General features: G+C 69.4%; 22 protein-coding genes. 14 read left to right on the forward strand and 8 right to left on the reverse strand.

What is annotated here, in order from left to right; all coding sequences use genetic code 11:
- Nucleotides 1-125: 125 nt before the first annotated feature.
- From FHY06_RS12670 to FHY06_RS12690, 5 genes are all read left to right on the forward strand, one after another.
- The gene (locus FHY06_RS12670) at nt 126-1,862 is read left to right on the forward strand and encodes an IlvD/Edd family dehydratase (RefSeq protein ID WP_019654887.1); all 1,737 of its coding nucleotides are present in this window, start codon (nt 126-128) and stop codon (nt 1,860-1,862) included.
- A complete protein-coding gene (locus FHY06_RS12675) occupies nt 1,863-2,771 on the forward strand; it encodes a 2-dehydro-3-deoxygalactonokinase (protein WP_184605358.1) in 909 nt (302 codons plus the stop codon).
- Nucleotides 2,768-3,418: a 2-dehydro-3-deoxy-6-phosphogalactonate aldolase gene (locus FHY06_RS12680; RefSeq protein ID WP_184605359.1), complete on the forward strand. Its 651-nt coding sequence runs from the start codon at nt 2,768-2,770 to the stop codon at nt 3,416-3,418. Before FHY06_RS12675 ends, FHY06_RS12680 begins: the two co-directional genes overlap by 4 nt.
- A 29-nt stretch (nt 3,419-3,447) precedes the next feature.
- Entirely contained in the window at nt 3,448-4,185 is a 738-nt protein-coding gene (locus tag FHY06_RS12685; RefSeq protein WP_132755457.1) for an aldolase, read from the forward strand.
- 196 nt (nt 4,186-4,381) lie between these two features.
- Nucleotides 4,382-4,693, forward strand: coding sequence for a hypothetical protein (locus tag FHY06_RS12690; protein ID WP_019654883.1), 312 nt, complete (start codon nt 4,382-4,384; stop codon nt 4,691-4,693).
- A gap of 43 nt (nt 4,694-4,736) precedes the next feature.
- Here the strand turns inward: FHY06_RS12690 and FHY06_RS12695 are convergent, their stop codons facing one another.
- The 4 genes from FHY06_RS12695 to FHY06_RS12710 all read right to left on the reverse strand — a co-directional run bounded on the left by FHY06_RS12695 (nt 4,737) and on the right by FHY06_RS12710 (nt 8,826).
- Nucleotides 4,737-5,453: an SDR family oxidoreductase gene (locus FHY06_RS12695; protein ID WP_184605360.1), complete on the reverse strand. Its 717-nt coding sequence runs from the start codon at nt 5,451-5,453 to the stop codon at nt 4,737-4,739.
- A 39-nt stretch (nt 5,454-5,492) separates the two neighbouring features.
- Complete coding sequence (locus tag FHY06_RS12700; RefSeq protein ID WP_126185536.1) at nt 5,493-6,914, reverse strand: MATE family efflux transporter; 1,422 nt, start codon at nt 6,912-6,914, stop codon at nt 5,493-5,495.
- A gap of 18 nt (nt 6,915-6,932) precedes the next feature.
- Nucleotides 6,933-8,246: an MFS transporter gene (locus tag FHY06_RS12705; RefSeq protein ID WP_126185535.1), complete on the reverse strand. Its 1,314-nt coding sequence runs from the start codon at nt 8,244-8,246 to the stop codon at nt 6,933-6,935.
- Nucleotides 8,247-8,370: 124 nt separating this feature from the next.
- A complete protein-coding gene (locus FHY06_RS12710) occupies nt 8,371-8,826 on the reverse strand; it encodes a MarR family winged helix-turn-helix transcriptional regulator (RefSeq protein WP_019654879.1) in 456 nt (151 codons plus the stop codon).
- A gap of 75 nt (nt 8,827-8,901) precedes the next feature.
- On the opposite strand from FHY06_RS12710, the gene FHY06_RS12715 reads away from it, so the two are divergent.
- The 7 genes from FHY06_RS12715 (at nt 8,902) to FHY06_RS12745 (ending at nt 15,083) form a co-directional block, all read left to right on the forward strand.
- Nucleotides 8,902-9,450, forward strand: coding sequence for a PaaI family thioesterase (locus FHY06_RS12715; RefSeq protein ID WP_184605361.1), 549 nt, complete (start codon nt 8,902-8,904; stop codon nt 9,448-9,450).
- A 203-nt stretch (nt 9,451-9,653) separates the two neighbouring features.
- Nucleotides 9,654-10,715, forward strand: coding sequence for a Fe(3+) ABC transporter substrate-binding protein (locus FHY06_RS12720; RefSeq protein WP_019654877.1), 1,062 nt, complete (start codon nt 9,654-9,656; stop codon nt 10,713-10,715).
- A 145-nt stretch (nt 10,716-10,860) separates the two neighbouring features.
- On the forward strand, nt 10,861-12,543 hold the full coding sequence (locus FHY06_RS12725) for an ABC transporter permease (protein WP_184605362.1): 1,683 nt from the start codon (nt 10,861-10,863) through the stop codon (nt 12,541-12,543).
- A complete protein-coding gene (locus tag FHY06_RS12730; protein ID WP_126185532.1) occupies nt 12,540-13,232 on the forward strand; it encodes an ABC transporter ATP-binding protein in 693 nt (230 codons plus the stop codon). Before FHY06_RS12725 ends, FHY06_RS12730 begins: the two co-directional genes overlap by 4 nt.
- Nucleotides 13,233-13,346: 114 nt before the next feature.
- A complete protein-coding gene (locus FHY06_RS12735) occupies nt 13,347-14,030 on the forward strand; it encodes a glutathione S-transferase family protein (protein WP_184605363.1) in 684 nt (227 codons plus the stop codon).
- A 62-nt stretch (nt 14,031-14,092) separates the two neighbouring features.
- A complete protein-coding gene (gene gloA / locus FHY06_RS12740) occupies nt 14,093-14,506 on the forward strand; it encodes a lactoylglutathione lyase (protein ID WP_019654873.1) in 414 nt (137 codons plus the stop codon).
- Between the two features lie 22 nt (nt 14,507-14,528).
- Entirely contained in the window at nt 14,529-15,083 is a 555-nt protein-coding gene (locus FHY06_RS12745) for a DUF1697 domain-containing protein (RefSeq protein WP_184605364.1), read from the forward strand.
- 26 nt (nt 15,084-15,109) lie between these two features.
- Here FHY06_RS12745 and FHY06_RS12750 read toward each other — a convergent pair whose 3' ends face one another.
- The 4 genes from FHY06_RS12750 to FHY06_RS12765 form a co-directional block, all read right to left on the reverse strand.
- The gene (locus FHY06_RS12750) at nt 15,110-15,841 is read right to left on the reverse strand and encodes a haloacid dehalogenase type II (RefSeq protein WP_184605365.1); all 732 of its coding nucleotides are present in this window, start codon (nt 15,839-15,841) and stop codon (nt 15,110-15,112) included.
- 11 nt (nt 15,842-15,852) lie between these two features.
- Entirely contained in the window at nt 15,853-16,488 is a 636-nt protein-coding gene (eda, locus tag FHY06_RS12755) for a bifunctional 4-hydroxy-2-oxoglutarate aldolase/2-dehydro-3-deoxy-phosphogluconate aldolase (RefSeq protein ID WP_019654870.1), read from the reverse strand.
- 53 nt (nt 16,489-16,541) lie between these two features.
- A complete protein-coding gene (edd, locus tag FHY06_RS12760) occupies nt 16,542-18,392 on the reverse strand; it encodes a phosphogluconate dehydratase (protein WP_184605366.1) in 1,851 nt (616 codons plus the stop codon).
- A 202-nt stretch (nt 18,393-18,594) separates the two neighbouring features.
- The gene (locus FHY06_RS12765) at nt 18,595-19,185 is read right to left on the reverse strand and encodes an OmpA family protein (protein WP_132797551.1); all 591 of its coding nucleotides are present in this window, start codon (nt 19,183-19,185) and stop codon (nt 18,595-18,597) included.
- A 135-nt stretch (nt 19,186-19,320) separates the two neighbouring features.
- Here FHY06_RS12765 and FHY06_RS12770 point away from each other — a divergent pair, with 135 nt between their 5' ends.
- A complete protein-coding gene (locus FHY06_RS12770) occupies nt 19,321-20,019 on the forward strand; it encodes a gamma-glutamylcyclotransferase (RefSeq protein ID WP_126185527.1) in 699 nt (232 codons plus the stop codon).
- Nucleotides 20,016-20,555: a superoxide dismutase family protein gene (locus tag FHY06_RS12775; protein ID WP_019654866.1), complete on the forward strand. Its 540-nt coding sequence runs from the start codon at nt 20,016-20,018 to the stop codon at nt 20,553-20,555. The genes FHY06_RS12770 and FHY06_RS12775 overlap by 4 nt, the downstream gene beginning before the upstream one ends.
- The last annotated feature ends 25 nt before the right edge of the window (nt 20,556-20,580 follow it).

The raw sequence follows: 20,580 nt of genomic DNA on the forward strand, positions 1-20,580 counted from the left end.
GTCGCTCGAAAACACTAAGGGTCCGGCGCGTTGTGCGGGCTTATCATATGATGATTGAAACGCCCCACCGGCAGGACAAACCCTGACGATCGGGCCCAGGTTTCGACAACAAAGAGAGACATCCGATGAGCACCGCCCCAAGGAAGAAACCCGAAGAACTCCGCAGCCAGCAATGGTTCGGCCGCAACGACCGCGACGGCTTCATCTACCGCAGCTGGATGAAGGGCAAGGGTGTGCCGCACGACCAGTTCGACGGCCGCCCGGTCATCGGCATCTGCAACACCTTCAGCGAACTCACGCCCTGCAACTCGCACTTCCGCACGCTCGCCGAGCAGGTGAAGATCGGCGTGTACGAGGCAGGCGGCTTCCCGCTCGAGTTCCCGGTGATGTCGCTCGGCGAGACGCTGCTGCGGCCCACCGCGATGCTGTATCGCAACCTCGCGAGCATGGACGTGGAGGAAAGCATCCGCGGCAATCCGCTCGACGGCGTGGTGCTGCTCATGGGCTGCGACAAGACCACGCCCGCGCTCATGATGGGCGCCGCCAGCGTCGACCTGCCGACCATCGGCGTGTCGGGCGGCCCGATGCTCTCTGGCAAGTGGCGCGGCCAGGAGCTGGGCTCCGGCACCGGCGTGTGGCAGATGAGCGAGCAGGTGCGCGCCGGCACGCTCAAGCTGCAGGATTTCTTCGAGGCCGAGAGCTGCATGCACCGCAGCCACGGCCACTGCATGACGATGGGCACCGCGAGCACCATGGCGAGCATGGTCGAGTCGCTGGGCATCGGCCTGCCGGGCAACGCGGCCTACCCTGCCGTTGACGGCCGCCGCAACGTGCTCGCGCGGCAGGCGGGGCGGCGCATCGTCGGCATGGTCCATGAAGACATGAACATGTCGAAGATCCTCACGCGCCAGGCCATCGAGAACGCGATCAAGGTCAACGCGGCCATCGGCGGCTCGACCAACTTCGTGATCCACCTCCTGGCCATCGCGGGACGCATGGGCGTCGAACTCACGCTCGAGGATTTCGACCGCCTCGCCTCCGAGCTGCCCTGCCTCGTGAACCTGCAGCCCTCGGGCCAGTTCCTGATGGAAGACTTCTGCTACGCGGGCGGCCTGCCGGTGGTCATCAAGGAGATCGCCCAGCACCTGCACAAGGACGTCCTCACCGTCACCGGCCAGAGCATCTGGGAGAACGTGAAGGATGCGGAGAACTTCAACCCGCAGGTCATCCGCCCCCTGGCCGAACCCTTCAAGGACAAGGCCGGCATCTGCGTGCTGCGCGGCAACCTCGCGCCCAACGGCGCCATCATCAAGCCCAGCGCGGCCACTCCGGAACTGCTGGTGCACAAGGGCCGCGCGGTGGTGTTCGAGAGCGCCGACGACCTGCACAGGCGCATCGACGACGAGAACCTCGACATCGACGAGAACTGCATCATGGTGCTGAAGAACTGCGGACCCAAGGGCTACCCCGGCATGGCCGAGGCGGGCAACATGCCGCTGCCGCCCAAGGTGCTGCGCAAGGGCATCACCGACATGGTCCGCATCAGCGACGCGCGCATGAGCGGCACCGCCTACGGCACCGTGGTGCTGCACACCGCGCCCGAGGCGGCCGCGGGCGGCCCGCTGGCGCTGGTGCAGGACGGCGACATCGTCGAGCTCGACGTGCCCAACCGCAGGCTGCACCTGCACGTGAGCGACGAAGAACTCGCCAGGCGCCGTGCCAGCTGGGTCGCGCCCAAGGCGCCGCTCGAATCAGGCTACTGGAAGCTGTATGTCGATACGGTGCTGCAGGCCGACCAGGGCGCCGACCTGGCCTTCCTGCGCGGTCGCCGCGGCGCCTTCGTGCCGCGCGACAATCACTAGATGACAAGACTGGTAGCGATCGACTGGGGCACGAGTTCACTGCGCGGTGCGCTGCTGGACGCCGACGGCAAGGTGCTCGAGGAGCGCAGCGATGCGCGCGGCATTCTCACCGTGCCCGAAGGCGGCTTTCCCGCCGTCTTCGAGAAGTTGTTCGGCGACTGGATGCGCCTCGAAGGCGCGCGCTGCCTGATCTCCGGCATGGCCGGCAGCAAGCAGGGCTGGGTGGAGGCGCCCTACTGCGCCTGCCCCGCCGGCCGAGTGGAAGTGGGCCGCACGATCATCGACATCGACGCCTTCCCGGGTGCGCGCATCGCGCTGGTGCCCGGCCTGAGCGACGAGCATGCGGGCGTGCCCGACGTGATGCGCGGCGAAGAGGTGCAGATCTTCGGCGCGATGGAGCTCACCGGCCTGAGCGAAGGCCTCTTCGTGCTGCCCGGCACGCACAACAAGTGGGCCACGGTGAAGAAGGGCCGCGTCGCGGGCTTTCGCACCTACATGACGGGCGAGTTCTACGCGCTGCTGAGCCAGCACTCCATACTGGCGCGCACGCTCGACGCCTCGGCGCCGCTCGACGAGGCGGCCTTCCTCGAAGGCGTGACCCGCTCCGAGAACGGACACGGCCTGCTGCACAACGCCTTCGGCGCGCGCACGCTGGCGCTTTTCGAACGCATGCCGAAGCAGGAGCTGTCGAGCTACCTCTCGGGCCTGCTGATCGGCGAGGAGCTGCGCACGCAGGCACTGCAGGCATCGGGCGAGGTGATCCTGATCGGCTCGTCCAACCTCACCGAACGCTACACGCTGGCCCTTCGCGCCACCGGCGTCGCCACGCGCACGCTGGGCTCCGAGGCCACCTGGGCCGGGCTCCACGCCCTGTCCGGCTTTCTGGATTCCGACAGGACTGCGGCATGACCTCTTCCACCACCCCTATCGACAAATTCAACGCCGCGATGCGCGAGCTGCCGCTGGTGGCCATCCTGCGCGGCCTGACGCCCGCCGAGGCAGCCGACGTGGGCGACGCCATCGTCGAGCCCGGCTTCCGCCTGCTCGAAGTGCCGCTGAATTCTCCGCAGCCGCTCGAAAGCATCGCGCTGATGCGCAAGCGCTTCCCGCAAGCGCTAGTAGGCGCTGGCACGGTGCTCGGCGCCCGGCAGGTGCGCGAGGTGCATGAGGCGGGCGGCGAACTGATCGTCTCGCCCAACTTCGATGCCGAAGTCATCGCCGAGGCGGTGCGCCTTGGCATGGTGTGCCTGCCCGGCGTGATGACGCCGACCGAGGCCTTCGGCGCGCTCGCGGCCGGTGCCACGGGGCTCAAGCTGTTCCCGGCCGAGCTGGCCTCGCCCGCGGTGGTGAAAGCCCTGCTGGCCGTGCTGCCCGCCGGCACGCCGGTGATGCCAGTGGGCGGCATCGCTCCCACCAACATGGCCGAATGGCGCGCGGCCGGTGCCGCCGGCTTCGGCATCGGTTCCTCGCTCTACAAGCCCGGCAAGCAGGCCGCGGCGGTGCGCGAGGACGCCCGGAAATTCGTCGCGGCCTGGCAAGGCCTCACGCTCGCCTGACCCCAAGAAGAAACAGGAGACCCCCACCGATGTCCGCCGATGCCCTCTACGCCAGCCCCGCCGTCCGGAAGCTGCGCGAAGACCTCGCCCTCGCCCTGCGCGCCGCCGACCATCACGGACTGTCGGAAGGCGTCTGCAACCATTTCAGCGTGATGCTGCCGGGCGCGCAGGACCGCTACCTCATCAACCCCCGCGGCCTGCACTGGAGCGAGATCGGCCCCGACGACATCGTGCTGATCGACGTTCACGGCGAGGTGCTGGCAGGCCGCCACCGCGTGGAGCCCACCGCCCTCTTCATCCACGGCGCGGTGCACCGGCTCACCGGCCATGCGGTGGTGCTGCACTGCCACATGCCGTACGCCACGGCGCTCACGATCACGGTCGACCGCGCGCTCGACCCGACCGCGAGCCAGAACGCGATGCGCTACATGAACCGCATCGCCATCGACGCCGAATACAACGGCCTCGCGCTCGACGACGCCGAGGGTGAGCGCATCGCGCGCGCCATGGCGGGCAAGGACGTGGCCTTCCTCGCGAACCACGGCGTGATCGTGGCCGGCGGCACCATCGCCCATGCCTACGACGACCTCTACTACCTGGAGCGCGCCTGCCTGCACCAGGTGATCGCGCAGTCGACCGGTCGCCCGCTGGCGCCGGTGGACCCGAAGCTGGCCGCCCACGTGGCGGCGCAGATCCAGGGCGAACGCGAGCAGTCCGACCTGTTCTTCGAGGCACTGCGCCGACTCCTGCCCGCACCGCGCGGCTGAGCCTTCGGCCGATAGAGCCGACGGCCTACCCCGCGGACGGGCTCCGCGGGGCAGACTCCCTTCACAATTGTGTCTCGCCCGTGCCGCGCTCTGCGCGCACCGGCTTACAGCTCTTCATCCGATTTCGCTCAAGCCTTACAGCAACTTAACAAAAGGCCGCGAGGATGAAGGCTCCAATTCACAACCGGGGGATCAGATGAAAAAGCTCACTTTCGCATTCGGCGCCGCGGCCCTGCTCTCGCTGGCCGCCATCAGCGCACCCGCCCAGGCACAGACGGGCGGCTCGTTCATCCAGGCACAGGTGTACGTCGTTCCGCCGCCGCCACCGCCGCGCCGCTACTACGCGCCGCCGCCTCCGCCGCGCCATTACTACGGCCCCGGCTACCGCCATGGCCATCACTACGACCGCCGCTGGGACGACCGCCGCCGCTATGGCCGCAGGGACAACGACGGCGACGGTGTGCCCAACCGCTACGACCGCCGTCCCAACAACCCCTACCGCTACTGAGCGGCATGAATGAAGGCCCGGGCCTCGCGCCCGGGTCTTCTGCTCAGGCCGCCTGGGGCACGCTGGCGTAGGGCGGTGTCGGGCTCGACAGTCCCTGCTTGAGCTGCCGCGAAGTCTCGTCGGCAAGCACCTCGGCCTTGCCTGCTTCCAGGCCGGCCAATGCCTGGCGGGCGACCTCGTCGGGCGATGCCTTCGGGATGCCCTGCACGTGCGAGGCCATGTCAGTGTCCATGTAGCCCACGTGCAGGCTCGTGACCTGCGTGCCCTGCCTGGCCAGTTCGTTGCGCAGCCCGTTGCTCAGCGACCATGCGGCCGACTTGGTCGCGCTGTAGGTCGCCACGCTCGGGAAGGTGGTCCAGGCCAGCGCCGACAGCACGTTGATCACGCCGCCGTCGCCGTTGGCCGCGAGCACGGGCGCGAAGGCCTGCGTGAGCGCCCAGGGGCCGAAAAAATTGGTTTCGAACTCGGCGCGCGCCGCGGCCACCGCATCGGGCGAACCCAGGAAGCTGGAGCCGCGCGAGATGCCCGCGTTGTTGACCAGCACCGTCACGTCGCCGCAGGCGCGTACGACCGCCTCGATCTGCGCGGGCTGCGTCACGTCGAGCGCGACCGGCGTCACACCGGGCAGGTCGACGCTCTTCGGGTCGCGCGCAGCGCCGTAGACCTTGCGCGCACCCGCGGCGAGCGCAGCCTTCGCGAAGGCGAGACCGAGGCCGCGATTGGCGCCGGTGATGAAGACCACGGAGTCCTTGATTTTCATGACGAGTCTTTCGTTGGTAGGTGGATGAGTCGATGGATTTCAGGCCTGAGCCATGCGCCGCAGCAGTCCGGTGGTGGTGCGCGGCCAGCCCACGCGGCCGAACCACGCACCGCCCGCGATGGCCGATGCGGTCACGATGCCGTACACCGCCAGCGCCACGCCCTGCGCCGCGAACACGCCGGTGAGACCGGCGCCCCAGTTCAGCGCCAGCCAGCCGCCGCTGGCCGCCACCGCCAGGCGCGCGATGTTGCCGAGCATCGGCCACAGCAGCCTGCCCGCGCCCTGCGAGGCGAAGTACAGGACCAGCCCGACGCCGAAGAGGCCGTACATCGGCCCGACCACGCGCAGGTAGTGCGAACCGGTCTCCAGCATCGCCGGGTCGTTGCCGAACAGCAGCAGCCACGGGCGCGGGAACAACGCCGCCGCGAGGCCGATCGTCTCGGTGAGCGTGAAGGCCAGGGCCGCGCCGGCCCAGGTGGCGCGCAACGCCCGCTCGCGCAGCCCCGCGCCCATGCAGGTGCCGACCATCGCCACCAGCGGCGCGCCCAGGCCGAAGACCAGCGGCACCAGCAGGTATTCGAGCCGCGAGGCCGTGCCGTAGCCCGCCAGCGCGCCCGAGCCGAAATGGCCGGTCAGCGCGGTGGCGATGCCGATGGAGAGATTGGTCGCCACCGTCGACACCGCGCCCACCAGGCCGATGCGCAGGATGTCGCGGAACAGCGGCCAGCGCAGCTTCAGCGCGTCGAGCGTGGGCTTGAGCAGGCTTCGCGGCGAGCGCAGGTAGGCGATGAGCGCGATGGAGCCCAGCAGGTAGTACAGCAGCAGCGCGATCGCGCCGCCCGCGATGCCCATGCCCGGCAGCGGCCCGATGCCGAAGATCAGCAGCGGCGATGCCGGGATGAGGAATACCACGCCCACCACCGTCACGTTGGCCGGCACCGACATGTTGCCGGTGCCGCGGATGATGGCGCCGAGCGAATTGAAGAGCCACACCAGCGTCGCGCCCGCGAACACCCAGTTGGAGTACGTGAGCGCGGCTTCCAGCGCGGCCCCGGTGCCGCCCATCACCCCGTAGAGCCAGCGCCCGCCCAAGAGCAGCGCCAGCGTGAAGCACAGGCCGAAGCCCAGCGCGATGACGATGGCATGCCACACCAGCGCGTTCGCATCGTCGCGGCGGCGCGCGCCGAGCGCGCGGGCGATGGACGAGGCGATGCCGCCGCCCATGGCGCCGCTGGAGGTCATCTGCATCAGCATCACGATGGGAAACACCAGCGCCATGCCGGCGAGCGCGTCGGTGCCTAGCTTGCCGACGAAGTAGGTCTCGATGAGGCCGACGCAGGCCTGGGCCACCATCACCAGCACGTTGGGCGCGGCCAGGCGCAGCAGCGTGGGGACGATGGGCGCCTCGAGCAGGCGGCGCGTGCGTGGATCGAGTTCGGTGGAGGCTTGGGGTGCAGTCATGGCTGGAGCCCTCCCGGTTCAGGCGCGGGCAGCGGCCGGCGTGGCCGGCGATCCGGACTTGGCCGCGGGGCGGCGGATGGTCATCACGATCAGCGCCGCCACCAGGCAGGCCGCGCCGGCGGTGTAGAGCGCCGGGGTGTAGGTCAGCAGCAGCGTGCGTGCGAAGCCGGCGCCGTAGGCGGCCGTGGCGGCGCCCAGCTGGTGCGCGGCGAAGACCCAGCCGAACACCAGGCCGACCTTGGCGGGGCCGAAGGCGGCGCCCGCGAGCTTGACGGTCGGCGGCACGGTGGCGATCCAGTCGAGGCCGTAGAACATCGCGAAGATGCCCAGGCCGTAGATGGTGAATTCGGAGTGCGGCAGCCAGAAGAGCGACAGCCCGCGCAGGCCGTAGTACCAGAACAGCAGCTTGCGGTTGTCGTAGCGGTCGGAGAGCCAGCCCGAGAGGATGGTGCCGACGAAGTCGAAGGCGCCCATCATCGCGAGCACCGAGGCGGCAGGCACGGCGCCCATGCCGTAGTCGCCGCACAGCGAGATGAAGTGCGTCTGCACCAGCCCGTTGGTGCTCAGGCCGCAGATGAAGAAGGTGCCTGCCAGGACCCAGAAGGTGCGGTTGGTCGACACCTCCTTCAGCACGCGGAAGGGCGTGGCGAAATTCATCGCAGGCGCGGCCGCAGTGGGCGCCGCCGGCTGCGTGCCCGGCTTCTCACCGTAGGGCAGCAGGCCCACGTCGGATGGCCGGTTGCGCATCAGCAGCAGCGCCAGCAGGCCGATGAGGATGGTGCCGACCACGATCGGCGCGACGGCCGAGCGCCAGCCCCAGTGCTCGATCATCCAGGCCGCCAGCGGCAGGAAGGCCAGCTGCCCCGTCGCCGAACTGGCCGTGAGCATGCCCACCACCAGCCCGCGCCGCGCGACGAACCAGCGATTGGCCACCACCGCGCCGAGCACCAGCGCCGTCATGCCGGTGCCCAGGCCCAGCATCAGGCTCCAGAGCACGAAGAGCTGCCACAGCTGCGAGGCCATGGTGACAAGCGCCATGCCCAGCCCGACCAGCGCGAGGCCGGTGCAGACCACCGCGCGCAGGCCATAGCGCTCCATCAGCACCGCGGCGAAGGGCCCCATGAGGCCGAAGAGCGCGAAGCGAAGCGCGAGCGAGGAAGAGATCTGCTCGGTGCTCCAGCCGAACTCCTTGCCCAGCGGCTGCAGCATCGCGCCAGGCAGGCCCAGCGCGGCCGACATGGTCAGCATGGTGAGGAAGGTGATGGCGGCGACGATCCAGCCGTAGTGGATGCCGCGGCGCTGCAGCCATGCGGAAACGGGTGTGGCGAACATGGGGCCTCTGCTGTTGGAATTGATTGGGAGGAAGGAAAAGCCGGGAAAAAAGGCGAAAGGGGTCCCTCGCGCGCCCGGGCGCACGATCAGCGGGTTGGTCGTGGGTGAAGAAGAAGTTGAGGGGTCAGTCGTCGCTGGCGGGCTCTTCATCGCCGCCCAGCAGTTCCATGGCCTCGTCGATCAGCAGGTGCAGCGCGAGCACACGCTCGACGCCCAGCAGCGCGTTCAGTTTCTGTTGCGCGGTCTTCCAGTGCGCCAGGGCCTCGCGCCGCTTGGCCTCGCCTTCCTCGGTGAGCTGCACCAGGCGGCTGCGCGCGTCGGCGCCGGCGCTCTGCGCGATCCAGCCTGCGGCGATCAGCGGCTGCAGGTTGCGGCTCAGGGTGGAGGCGGTCATCTTGAGTTCGGCCGCCAGGTCTACCGGACGGGAGGGACCGAGCCGCGCAAGATGCGACAGCAGCGAGTACTGCGTGGTCTTGAGGCCGCTTTGCGATACCTCGGCGTCATAGTGCTGCGAGAGGCGTCGCGAAAGCTGTCGCACCTTGAAGCTGGTGCAGCCGCGTGGCTTGGCGGGAGTGTCCATGGGCTATTATTGTATGTGCAACTATTGCATATGCAATCACCATCCCGGAACAATGCCCCCAGAAGGAACACAGGCATGACACAAGCCACCAGCCAGCTCGACGCATGGATCGCCGAGGAACAGAAGATCATCAGCCGCCTGGAAGGGGGTCCGGGCCCGGGCCTCGCCCGCCCCGACCAGATCGCCGGCAAGACCGGCCTGGAGATCATGCAGGCGATGCTCGACGGAGAAACTCCCTACGCCGCCATCGCCAAGACGCTGGACTTCACGATCCTCGAAGTGCGCGCGGGCGTTGCCATCTTCCAGGGCACGCCGCTGCCGCAGCACCTGAACCCGCTGGGCACCATCCACGGCGGCTGGGTCGCCACGCTGCTCGACTCCGCCCTGGGCTGCTCGGTGCACACGATGATGCCGCCCGGGCGCGCCTACACCACCGCAGAACTGGGCGTGAACTACGTGAAGGGCCTCACGCCCAAGGTGCAGCGGGTGCGCGCCGAAGGCAAGGTGATCCACTGCGGCAAGCAGCTGGCCACCGCCGAGGCCCGCCTCTACGGCCCCGACGGCACGTTGTACGCGCACGCGACGACCACCTGCTTGGTCTTCGAGGTGCCGCCGGCGCGTTGAACCAGGATTCAAGCGGGCTGAGGAGGGCCGCTTCGGGCTCGTCGATCCACAGTAGGCCTTCAACCTGTAAGTCCAAAGGCGTCGCGATCCAGGCGGCCAGTGATAATTATTCTCATCCGGCCCTCGCAACACGCGATGCCGGCGGCCCACCATCCGCCGCCGGCGCCGGAGCTTTCTAGAACACCCGCTCCTGGAGGATCCTCATGACCGAACAACGCCCGCGCGTCCGAGGCCGCGCCGCGCGCGCACTGCTTGGCGCAGGCGCAGCCTGGCTGGCCGCAACCGCCCTGCCCGCCCAGGCCGCCGAAGAACTCACGCTCTACACGACGCGCGAGCCGGCGCTGATCCAGCCGCTCATCGCCGCATTCAGCGCGCAGAGCAACATCAAGGTCAATACCGTCTTCGTGAAGGACGGCCTGCTCGAGCGCGTCAAGGCCGAAGGCGCTCGCTCGCCCGCCGACGTGCTGATGACGGTGGACATCGGCAACCTGATGGACCTGGTCGACGGCGGCGTGACGCAGCCCGTGAAGTCGGCAGCGCTCGAGTCGGCCATTCCGGCCAACCTGCGTGGTGCCGACGGCCAGTGGTTCTCGCTCTCGATGCGCGCGCGCGTGCTCTACGCCGACAAGAGCCTGCCGCTCACCAGCTTCCGCTACGAAGACCTGGCCAACCCCAAATACAAGGGCAAGGTCTGCATCCGCGCAGGCCAGCATCCCTACAACACCGCGCTGGTGGCCGCGCTGATCGCGCACGACGGCGAAGCCAAGGCCGAGCAGTGGCTGCGCGGCGTGAAGGCCAACCTCGCGCGCAAGGCCACCGGCGGCGACCGCGACGTGGCGCGCGACATCCTGGGCGGCATCTGCGACGTGGGCCTGGCCAACTCGTACTACGTCGGCCAGATGAAGAGCGCCAAGGAAGGCACCGACGCGCGCAAGTGGGGCGACGCCATCAAGGTGGTGCGCCCGACCTTCGCCAATGCCAAGAGCGGCGGCACGCACGTCAACATCAGCGGCGCGGCCGTGGCGAAGAACGCGCCGCAGCGCGCCAACGCGGTCAAGCTGCTCGAGTTCCTGGTGTCGGAGCCGGCCCAGGCCCTGTACGCGCAGGCCAACTACGAGTACCCGGTGCGCAAGGGCGTGGCTCTCGACCCGATCATCGGCCAGACCATCGGCGAGCTGAAGGTCGACCCGCTGCCGCTGACCGAGATCGCCAAGTACCGCAAGCAGGCCAGCGCCCTGGTCGACAAGGTCGGCTTCGACCAGTAGGCGTGGTTCGCCCCCATGGCTGCAGCGCACTGAGCGTCGCCTGCGCCATCCCCCGTCCGGGGGCAGCACCGGTGGGCCGGCAAAGCCGGTTCCACGGTGTTCCTCGCAAGAACCAGAGCGCGCGCACAGGCATCTTTTGCTTCGCATGAACATAGGCGGTCGGTACGCGGGCCTGCAAGCCGCAGGCCCGGCCTGGCGCTGCGCGTCTTTCCTGATCGCCATCGGCGTGCTCGCGCCGGTGCTCACGCTGGCGTGGCTGGCCTTCGGCTCGGGCCTGGGCCACTGGGGGCCGCTGTTCGCCAACGTGCTGCCGCAGGCCACGCTCAATACCGCCGTGCTGCTCGCGGGCGTCGGCACGCTGGTGCTGGTGATCGGCACAGGCTGCGCATGGCTGGTGACGGCGCACGACTTCCCCGGGCGCGGCATGCTGAACTGGGCCCTGCTGCTTCCGCTGGCGATGCCGACCTACATCGTCGCCTTCGCGTACCTCGACCTGCTTCATCCTATCGGCCCGGTGCAGGGTGCGATCCGCTGGATGCTGGGCTTCGACAGCCCGCGGCAGTTCCGCCTGCCGGACCTGCGCTCGATGCCCGGCGCGATCTTCGTGCTCGGCTTCGTGCTCTATCCGTACGTCTACATGACGGCGCGCGCGATGTTCATGACGCAGCCCGCGCACCTCATGGAGGCCGCGCGCATGCTTGGCGAAAGCCGGCGCGGCGCCTTCTTCCGCGTGGCGCTGCCGCTGGCGCGGCCTGCGCTGGCCGTAGGCCTGAGCCTTGCGCTGCTGGAGACGCTCAACGACATCGGCGCTTCCGAATTCCTCGGCGTGAACACGCTGACGGTCGCGGTCTACACGACATGGATCACGCGCTCCGACCTCGCGGGCGCCGCGCAGATCGCCTGCGCGATGCTGTTCGTGGTGATCGCGCTCGTCTGGCTGGAGCGCAACGGCCGGCGGCACCAGCGCTTCGGCTCGTCGCAACGCATGCGCGCGGTGCAGGCGCGGCGGCTGCATGGCGCGGCTGCATGGGCCGCAACGGCCGCCGCATCGCTGCCGGTGCTGATCGGCTTCGTGGCACCCGCTGCGTACCTCGTCTGGGAAAGCGCCAAGCGTCTGCGCCAGGGCGGCGGCATCTCGCAGGGGCTGGTCGCGAGCCTGGGCAACACGCTGGCGCTGGCCGCGGGAGTCACGGCGGTCGCGGTGGCGGCCGGCCTGGTCGTCGCCTGGGCAGCGCGCAGCCAGGGCTCGGGGCCCGCGCGCGGCCGCTGGCAGGCGCGCGCGGCAACGCTGGGCTACGCGGTGCCGGGCACGGTGATGGCCATCGGCCTGCTCACGCCGGCGCTGGCCTTCGATTCGGCGCTGGCCACGGCCTTCGGCTGGCAGGGCCTGCCGCTCATGAGCTGCGGCGTGGTGCTGGTCGTGGCCTGCGCGATCCGCTTTCTCGCCATGCCGGTCGGCGGCATCGAGGCCGGCCTCTCTCGCATTCCGCCCGCCATCGAACAGGCCTCGCGCCTGCTCGGCGAGACCACCGCCGGCACGCTGCGCCGCGTGCACCTGCCGCTGCTTCGCCCCGCCCTGGCCTCCGCGGCGCTGCTGGTCTTCGTCGATGCGATGAAGGAGCTGCCGGCCACGCTGCTGCTGCGGCCCGCCAACTTCGACACCCTGGCCACCTGGCTCTATGCCGAGGCCGCGCGCGGCACCTACGAGGAAGGCGCGGTCGCTGCGCTCGCCATCGTGCTCGCAGGCCTGCTGCCCGTGGTGCTGCTCGCGCGCAACCAGCTGGGCACGCCTTCGGCGACCATGGCTGCAGAGAAGACACTGAAATGAGCTCCCCACTCCACCTCGACGCGATCAGGCTGGCCTACGACACGCCGCGCGGCCCGCACACGGTCGTCGACGGCTTCTCGCTGGCGCTGGACGCGGGCGACATCGCCTGCCTCTTCGGCCCTTCCGGATGCGGCAAGACGACGGTGCTGCGCGCCATCGCGGGCTTCGAGCCGCTGCGCGCGGGCACGATCCGCCTCGGTGACGTGCTGCTGTCGTCCGTGCAAACGCACCTGCCGCCCGAGCAGCGGCGCGTGGGCATGATGTTCCAGGAATACGCGCTGTTCCCTCACCTCTCGGCCGCGCGGAACGTGGCCTTCGGGCTGCGCCGGCTGGGTCGCGCGCAGCAGCAGTCGCGCGTGGCCGAGATGCTCGCGCTGGTCGGCCTTGCGGATGCCGGCGAGCGCTATCCGCACGAGCTCTCCGGCGGCCAGCAGCAGCGCATCGCACTGGCCCGTGCGCTCGCGCCATCGCCCGCCCTGCTGCTGCTCGACGAGCCCTTCTCCAACCTCGACGGCGGCACGCGCGAGCGGCTGACCGTGGAAGTGCGCGGCATCCTGAAGCGGGCGGGGCAGACGGCCATCCTGGTGACGCACAACGAGGCCGAGGCCCACGCGATGGCGGACCGCATCGGCGTGATGCACGGCGGTCGCATCACGCACTGGATCGACACGGCAACCGCGCCCCCCTGACACACCCCTAGCACAGCCGCCCGTTTTTCGAATGGGCTTTCCGGGAAAAGGTTGTTCGGGATCGCAAGAATCGCCGCGATCCAGACACAACCGATCCAGCAAACGGAGAGCCCCATGAGCCAGCCATCCCTCACCCTCGTCAGCCACCTGCTGTGCCCCTACGTGCAGCGCGCCGCGATCGCGCTGCGCGAAAAGAACGTGCCCTTCGAGCGCGTCGTGATCGACCTTGCGAACAAGCCGGGATGGTTTCTCGACATCTCGCCGCTCGGCAAGGTGCCGCTGCTGAAGGTGCGCCGACCCGAGGGCGGCGAGGCCGTGCTCTTCGAGAGCAACGTGATCTGCGAATACCTCGAGGAAACGCAGCCCGGCGCTCGCCTGCATCCCGAAGACGCGCTCACCCGCGCCCAGCACCGCGCATGGATGGAGTTCGGGTCGGCCATCCTCGGCGACCTGTGGGGCTACGAGACCACGCAGGACGCAGCCGTCTTCGAGCAGAAGCGGCAGGCGCTATTCGCCAAGTTCCAGCGCGTGGAAGCGGCCCTGGGCGAAGGCCCCTACTTCGCCGGCGGCAGCTTCAGCCTCGTCGACGCGGTCTTCGCGCCGGTGTTCCGCTACTTCGAGGTGTTCGATGCGATCAGCGACTCGCACATCTTCGATGCCCTGCCCAAGGTGGATGCATGGCGCAAGGCGCTGGCCGTGCGCCCCAGCGTGCGCGAGGCGGTGGTGCCCGAGTACCCGCAGCACCTGATGGAGTTCCTGAAACGCCACCAGGCCCACCTGTTGACCCTGGCCGCTTGATCGCGGCGCCCGCAGGCCCACAATAGCGGGCTTACCTCTCCACGACTACAAGGCACCACGAGATGCGACTCCTCCACACCATGCTGCGCGTCGGCAACCTGCAGCGCTCCATCGACTTCTACACGAAGGTGCTCGGCATGAACCTGCTGCGCACTTCCGAAAACCCCGAGTACAAGTACAGCCTCGCCTTCATCGGCTACGGCAACGGCAACCCCGACCAGGCCGAGATCGAGCTCACCTACAACTGGGGCACCGAGAGCTACGAACTCGGCACCGCCTACGGCCACATCGCGCTCGGCGTGCCCGACGCCTACGCGGCCTGCGAGAAGATCAAGGCCGCCGGCGGCAACGTGACGCGCGAGGCCGGCCCGGTCAAGGGCGGCACTACCGTGATCGCCTTCGTCACCGACCCTGACGGCTACAAGATCGAACTCATCCAGCGCGACGAGAACGCCGCAGGCGGCGGCCTGCGCTGAAGGCCCCGGGGCCGACGCCGCCATGGCAACCGCGAAGAAGCAGCCCGCGACAACGCGCCACGTCGCGCTGCTGCGCGGCGTGAACGTCAACGGCATCACCATCAAGAGCGCCGAGCTGAAGGCGCTCTTCGTCGAACTGGGTTTCGCTGCGGTGCGCACGGTGCTCGCCAGCGGCAACGTGCTGTTCGACACGGATGAGAGCGGCGCCGCGCTGCGCAGCCGCATCGAGCAGGCGCTGCGCAAGCGCTTCGGCTACGACGCATGGATCGTGCTGCTTACACAGAAGACCGTGGCCGAGATCGCCGCGGCCTACCCCTTCGAACGCATCGACGATGAGCGCCATCCGTACATCGTGTTCGGATCCGACAAGGCGATGCTCGACGAGATCATGGAAAAGGCCGGCACGGTCGATGCCGATACCGAGCGGCTAGAACGCGGCAAGGGCGTGCTGTACTGGCAATGCCCGCGCGGCGAGAGCCTGGACACGCCCGTGGCCAGGCTGCTCGCCAAGACCCGCTACAAGTCGAGCACCACGACGCGCAACCTGCGCACGGTGGAGAAGCTGCTGGGCGACTGAGCAGCCGCTGCAGGGCCCTCGGCAGCTCAGCAGCCCAGCAGGTCGGCCAGCTGGTTGATGCCGCACACGTGCAGGTTGTTGTCCGGCTGCGGCGAGACGTCCTTCGGCCGGGCCTGGCCGAATTCGTGCGGGCGCTCGATGTAGGCCGTCTTCAGGCCGCAGGCGCGCGCGGCCGCGAGGTCGTCGTGGTGTGCGGCGGCCAGCATCACCTGGCCGGGCGTCGCGTCGAACACGCCCGCCACGCCAAGGTAGGTGCGCGGGTCGGGCTTGTAGGCCTTGAACACTTCGGCCGACAGGATGCAGTCCCAGGGCAGGCCCGCACGCTTGGCCATCTCGGTGAGCAGGCCGATGTTGCCGTTCGACAGCGTGCAGATGGTGAACTTCTTCTTCAGCCGCGAGAGTCCCTCGACCGAATCGGGCCAGGCCGGCAGGCGGTGCCAGGCACGGCTCAGGTCGCGCCTGGCGCCAGCCTCGATGCGATCGGCCAGGCTGAAGTCGTGCAGCACCTGGTCGAGCATGCTCAGGTGCAGCTCGTCGAGCAGCGTGAAGCCGCCCTCGCCCGCGGCGATGCGTTCCATCACCGCTTTCATGGCCGGCTGGTAGCCGGCGCGCCACGCGAGCGCGAACGCCGCGCCGTCGACACCCGGGAACACGCGCTCGACCTCGGCGGCGATGCCGCTGTGCCAGTCGACCACCGTGCCGAAGACGTCGAATGCGATGACCTTGAGATCGCTCGCGTCGAAATCCGCGCTGCTCATGGCGACGACGCTCAGCGCGGCAGCTGGCTCGCGGCGCGTGCCAGCTGCTCGATGCGGGCCCAGTCGCCGTCGCGGATCGCGTCGGTCGGCACGATCCACGAGCCGCCCACGCAGGCCACGTTCGACAGCGCGAGGAACTCTGCCGCGTTGCCGGCATGGATGCCGCCGGTCGGGCAGAAGGTGACGTCGCCGAACGGGCCCTGCCATGCCTTGAGCATCGGCAGGCCGCCTGCCTGCAGCGCGGGGAAGAACTTCAGCTGCGTGTAGCCGTCTTCCTGCGCCGTCATGATCTCGCTGCCGGTGGCGACGCCGGGCAGCAGCGGCAGGCCGATGTCGTGGCAGGCCTTGCCGACGGAGCGCGTGTAGCCCGGGCTCACGCCGAACTTCGCGCCGGCCAGCGCCGCGGCCTGTGCATCGGCCGCGCTGCGGATGGTGCCGGCGCCGGCCACGGCCTCGGGCACGTCCTTGGCGATGGCCTCGATGCACTGCAGCGCCTGCGGCGTGCGCAGCGTGACCTCGAGCATGCGGATGCCGCCGGCCACCAGGGCGCGCGCGAGCGGGATGGCGTCTTTCACATCGTTGAGCACGATGACCGGGATGACCGGTGCGTCGCGCATCACGTCGAGGGGGGTGAGTCTTTCAGTCATTTCCTGGCTCCAATCGGTTACGTATGCATCGCGCTCTGTGAGGACAGCCCTGGTCACAGCCAGGTGCACGCGCCCTCCTCGGCGGCCAGTGCATTGCGGCGCATGCCTGCGAACAGCTCGCGGCCCAGGCCGTGCCCGTCGGCGATGCGCTGCGCCTCGGACATGGTGGCGACCTCGCGGGCGGCCCATTCGTCCTCGGGCAGCAACACGGCGAGCGTACCCGCGACGGCGTCGAGGCGGATCAGGTCGCCGTCGCGCACCTTGGCCAGCGGCCCGCCGGCGGCGGCCTCCGGCGAAACGTGGATCGCGGCCGGGATCTTGCCCGACGCGCCGCTCATGCGGCCGTCGGTGACCAGCGCCACGCGGAATCCCTTGCCCTGCAGCACCGACAGCGGCGGCGTGAGCTTGTGCAGCTCGGGCATGCCGTTGGCCTGCGGACCCTGCCAGCGCACCACGCAGACCACGTCGCGCTCAAGCTCGCCGGCGGTGAAGGCCTTCTGCAGCGCGGCCTGCGAGTCGAACACGCGCGCAGGCGCCTCGATGACGTGGCGGTCGTCGGGCACCGACGACACCTTGATCACGCTGCGGCCAAGGTTGCCACTCAGCAGCTTGAGACCGCCTGTGGCGCTGAAAGGGTTGTCGACCGACCGGGTGACGGCCTCGTTCTTCAGCGGCGCGGCGGGAGTCCATTGCAGGCGCTGGCTGCCTTGCTCGCCGGCCTGCTGCGCCAGCGACGGAATGTTCGCGAATTCGCGGATGCCGCCCGAACGCACCGTCAGCACGTCGGCGTGCATCAGACCGGCCTCGACCAGCTCCCCGATCACGAAGCCGGGGCCACCCGAGGCCTGGAACTCGTTGACGTCGGCGCTGCCGTTGGGGTAGACGCGGGTCAGCAGCGGCACCACGTCGGAGAGTTTCGAGAAGTCGTCCCAGTCGATCAGGATGCCGGCGGCGCGCGCCACGGCCACCCAGTGGATCAGGTGGTTGGTGGAACCGCCCGTGGCGAGCAGCGCGACCATGGCGTTGACGATGCAGCGCTCGTCGACTATCACGCCGATCGGCGGGCAGTCGAAGGGAGCATTGCCCGCCTTGCCCAGCACCGTGCGCACGGCTTCCCGCGTGAGCGTCTCGCGCATCGCGTCGCCGGGCTGGATGAAGGCCGTGCCGGGCACGTGCAGGCCCATGGCTTCCAGCAGCATCTGGTTGCTGTTGGCGGTGCCGTAGAAGGTGCAGGTGCCGAGCGTGTGGTAGGCGGCCATCTCGGCCTCGAGCAGGCCCTGGCGGCCCACGAGGCCCTGCGCCGCCTGCTCGCGCACCTTCGACTTGGCGCCGTTCGAAAGCCCCGAGGGCATCGGCCCGGCCGGCACGAACACCGTGGGCAGGTGGCCGAAGTGCAGCGCGCCGATCAGCAGCCCGGGCACGATCTTGTCGCACACGCCGAGCATGAGCGCCGCGTCGAACATGTCGTGCGTGAGCGCGACGGCGGTGCTCATCGCGATGACGTCGCGGCTGAAGAGGCTCAGCTCCATGCCGGGCGTGCCCTGGGTCACGCCGTCGCACATGGCCGGCACGCCGCCGGCCACCTGGGCGGTGGCGCCGAGGCCGCGGGCCTCGTTCTTGATGATGTCGGGGTAGCCCTGGTACGGCGCATGGGCCGAGAGCATGTCGTTGTAGGCGGTGACGATGCCGATATTGGGCGCGCGCTCGGCGACCACGCGGAACTTGTCGTTGGCCGGAATGCCGGCCACGGCGTGCGCCACGTTGGCGCAGCCCATGCGGTCGGAGCCGCGGTCGCGCCCGCGGATCTCGGCCAGGCGGTCGAGGTAGGCGCCGCGCAGCCCCTGGCTGCGCTCGCGGATGCGGTCGGTGACGTCGCGTACGGTGGGGTGGGTGCTGCTGCTCATGGGGAGTCGATGGCTCTGGCCGCTGTCGCCCGGGCGACTTCGGGCCTGGAGGCTCATGGTAACAAGTCAGGCCCCAATGCCCGATGAAATCCGGGCGCATGGCAATACGAATTTACCTATTTGCCCTCCACCGGCCAGCGCGCATGAAAAAGCCCGGCATGGCCGGGCTTCCTCTTCTGGGCGCAGAGGCTCGATCGCCCGCTCAGTCGACCAGCTTGACCTCGACGCGGCGCGCCTCGGCGTTGTTGCCCGTGCCGGCCGTGACGGCGGGCTTCTGCAGGTCGACCTTGGCGGCCGGGACGCCCAGGCCCACGAGCACGTCGCGCACCATCTCGGCACGCTTCTTCGCGAGCTGCTCGTTGATGGCGGCATCGCCGGTGGTGTCGTGGAAGCCCGAGATCACCGCCTTGCGGCCGCTCTCCACGCCCTTGATGACGGTAGCCAGGGCCTCGGCGGCGCCCGGTGCGAGGTCGGCGCTGCCGGTGGCGAAATAGAAGTTCACCACGCCGTCGGTCACTCGGATGCTCGCACCGTCGGGGATGACCACGGTGACGGTCTCGGTGACCTCGGCCACCTTGGGCGCCGCGGTGCCATTGCCCTGCTGGGCCGGCACGATCACCGCGACCGGCGGTGCCGCCGAAGCCTGCGCGGCGGCCGCTGCAGCCGCTGCCGCCGCCGCGGGGTTGTGCCCCTTGTGCCAGATCACGATGCCCACCACGAACAGGATCACCAAAGCGATCAACGCCATGACGAATCCGAGGATGAAGTTCTGCTGGCTGTCGTCGTCGCTCATCGGGGGTCTTGCTCCATAGGAAAGGGGCCGGTAAATAATGGTGCGGTGAACCATGATCAGGAAATTGTAGGTGGCGGCTCCGGCACTTCCGTGTCAGAGCCGGCGCCGAACCCCGGTCCGCCGGGGCTCGATCCCATGCCCGCGCCCCTGCGCGACCCGCAGCCGATGCTGGAGCGCGCCATCGCCGACTGGGGCGGACGCGACGACCTCTGGCTCTTCGGCTACGGCTCGCTCATCTGGCGGCCCGAATTCGGCTTCACCGAACGCCGTCCGGCCTGGGTGCACGGCTGGCACCGCGCGCTGAAGATGTGGAGCCGCGTGAACCGGGGCAGCGTGCAGACGCCCGGGCTGGTCTTCGGGCTGCTCTCCGGGGGCAGCTGCCGCGGCATGGTGTTCCGCGTGCCCAGGGCGGACGGCCTCGAAACCCTGCGCCGGCTCTGGCTGCGCGAGATGCCCACCGGCGTGTACGACCCCAGGTGGCTGCGCTGCGGCACCGCCGAAGGCGACGTGCGCGCGCTGGCGTTCACGCTTTCGCGGCGCAGCCCCAACTTCACCGGCGAGCTCAGCGACGAGCGCTACCGCCACATCTTCGCCCACGCGGTCGGCCGCTACGGCAGCTCGCTCGACTATGCCCAGCAGACCCTGATGGAACTGCGGCGCCACTCGATCCACGACGCCGCACTGGCCCGCCTGGTGGCGCTGGCGGAGCTGAAAGAGCAGCCTCCCCCGGAGAACGCCGCTGATTGCGATACGCCGCAGGCTCCGGTATATGTTCCGGGGTCAGCGGACAAGACTTCCTCCCAACCTTCCAGACCCGACAAGGAAAACACATGAACCAACGCCGTCTCATCGCCACCGGCTCCGCCCTCCTCGCCTCGGCCATCCTGGCCGCCTGCGGCAGCATGGGTGGCAAGCCCAGCACCGCGGTCGAGCTGGTGCCGACCGCCGCGATCACGCCCAACCCGACGCGCGGCACGGTGACCTTCACCGCCCTCGACCACGGCGTGCGCGTGGCCGGCGAGGTGCGCGGCCTGGTGCCGGGCAGCGAGCACGGCTTCCACATCCACGAGAAGGGCGACTGCGGCGACAACGGCAATGCCTCGGGCGGCCATTTCAACCCGACCGGCGGCACGCACGGCAAGTTCGGCGCGCCGGGCAGCCATGCCGGCGAACTGCCCAGCCTGCGGGCCGATTCCAGCGGCGTGGCGCGCTTCAGCCTCGAAGACCATTCGATCTCGCTCACCCCCGGCGCCGCCAACAGCGTGATCGGCCGTGCGCTGGTGGTGCACCGCGATCCCGACGACTTCACGACCCAGCCCTCGGGCAACTCCGGCCCGCGCATCGCCTGCGCGGTGATCGGCAAGCCCTGATCGGGCGACAGGAAAGACGAAGAAA

It is taken from the genome of Variovorax atrisoli, from assembly GCF_014195185.1.
GTDB classification, from domain to species: domain Bacteria; phylum Pseudomonadota; class Gammaproteobacteria; order Burkholderiales; family Burkholderiaceae_C; genus Variovorax; species Variovorax atrisoli.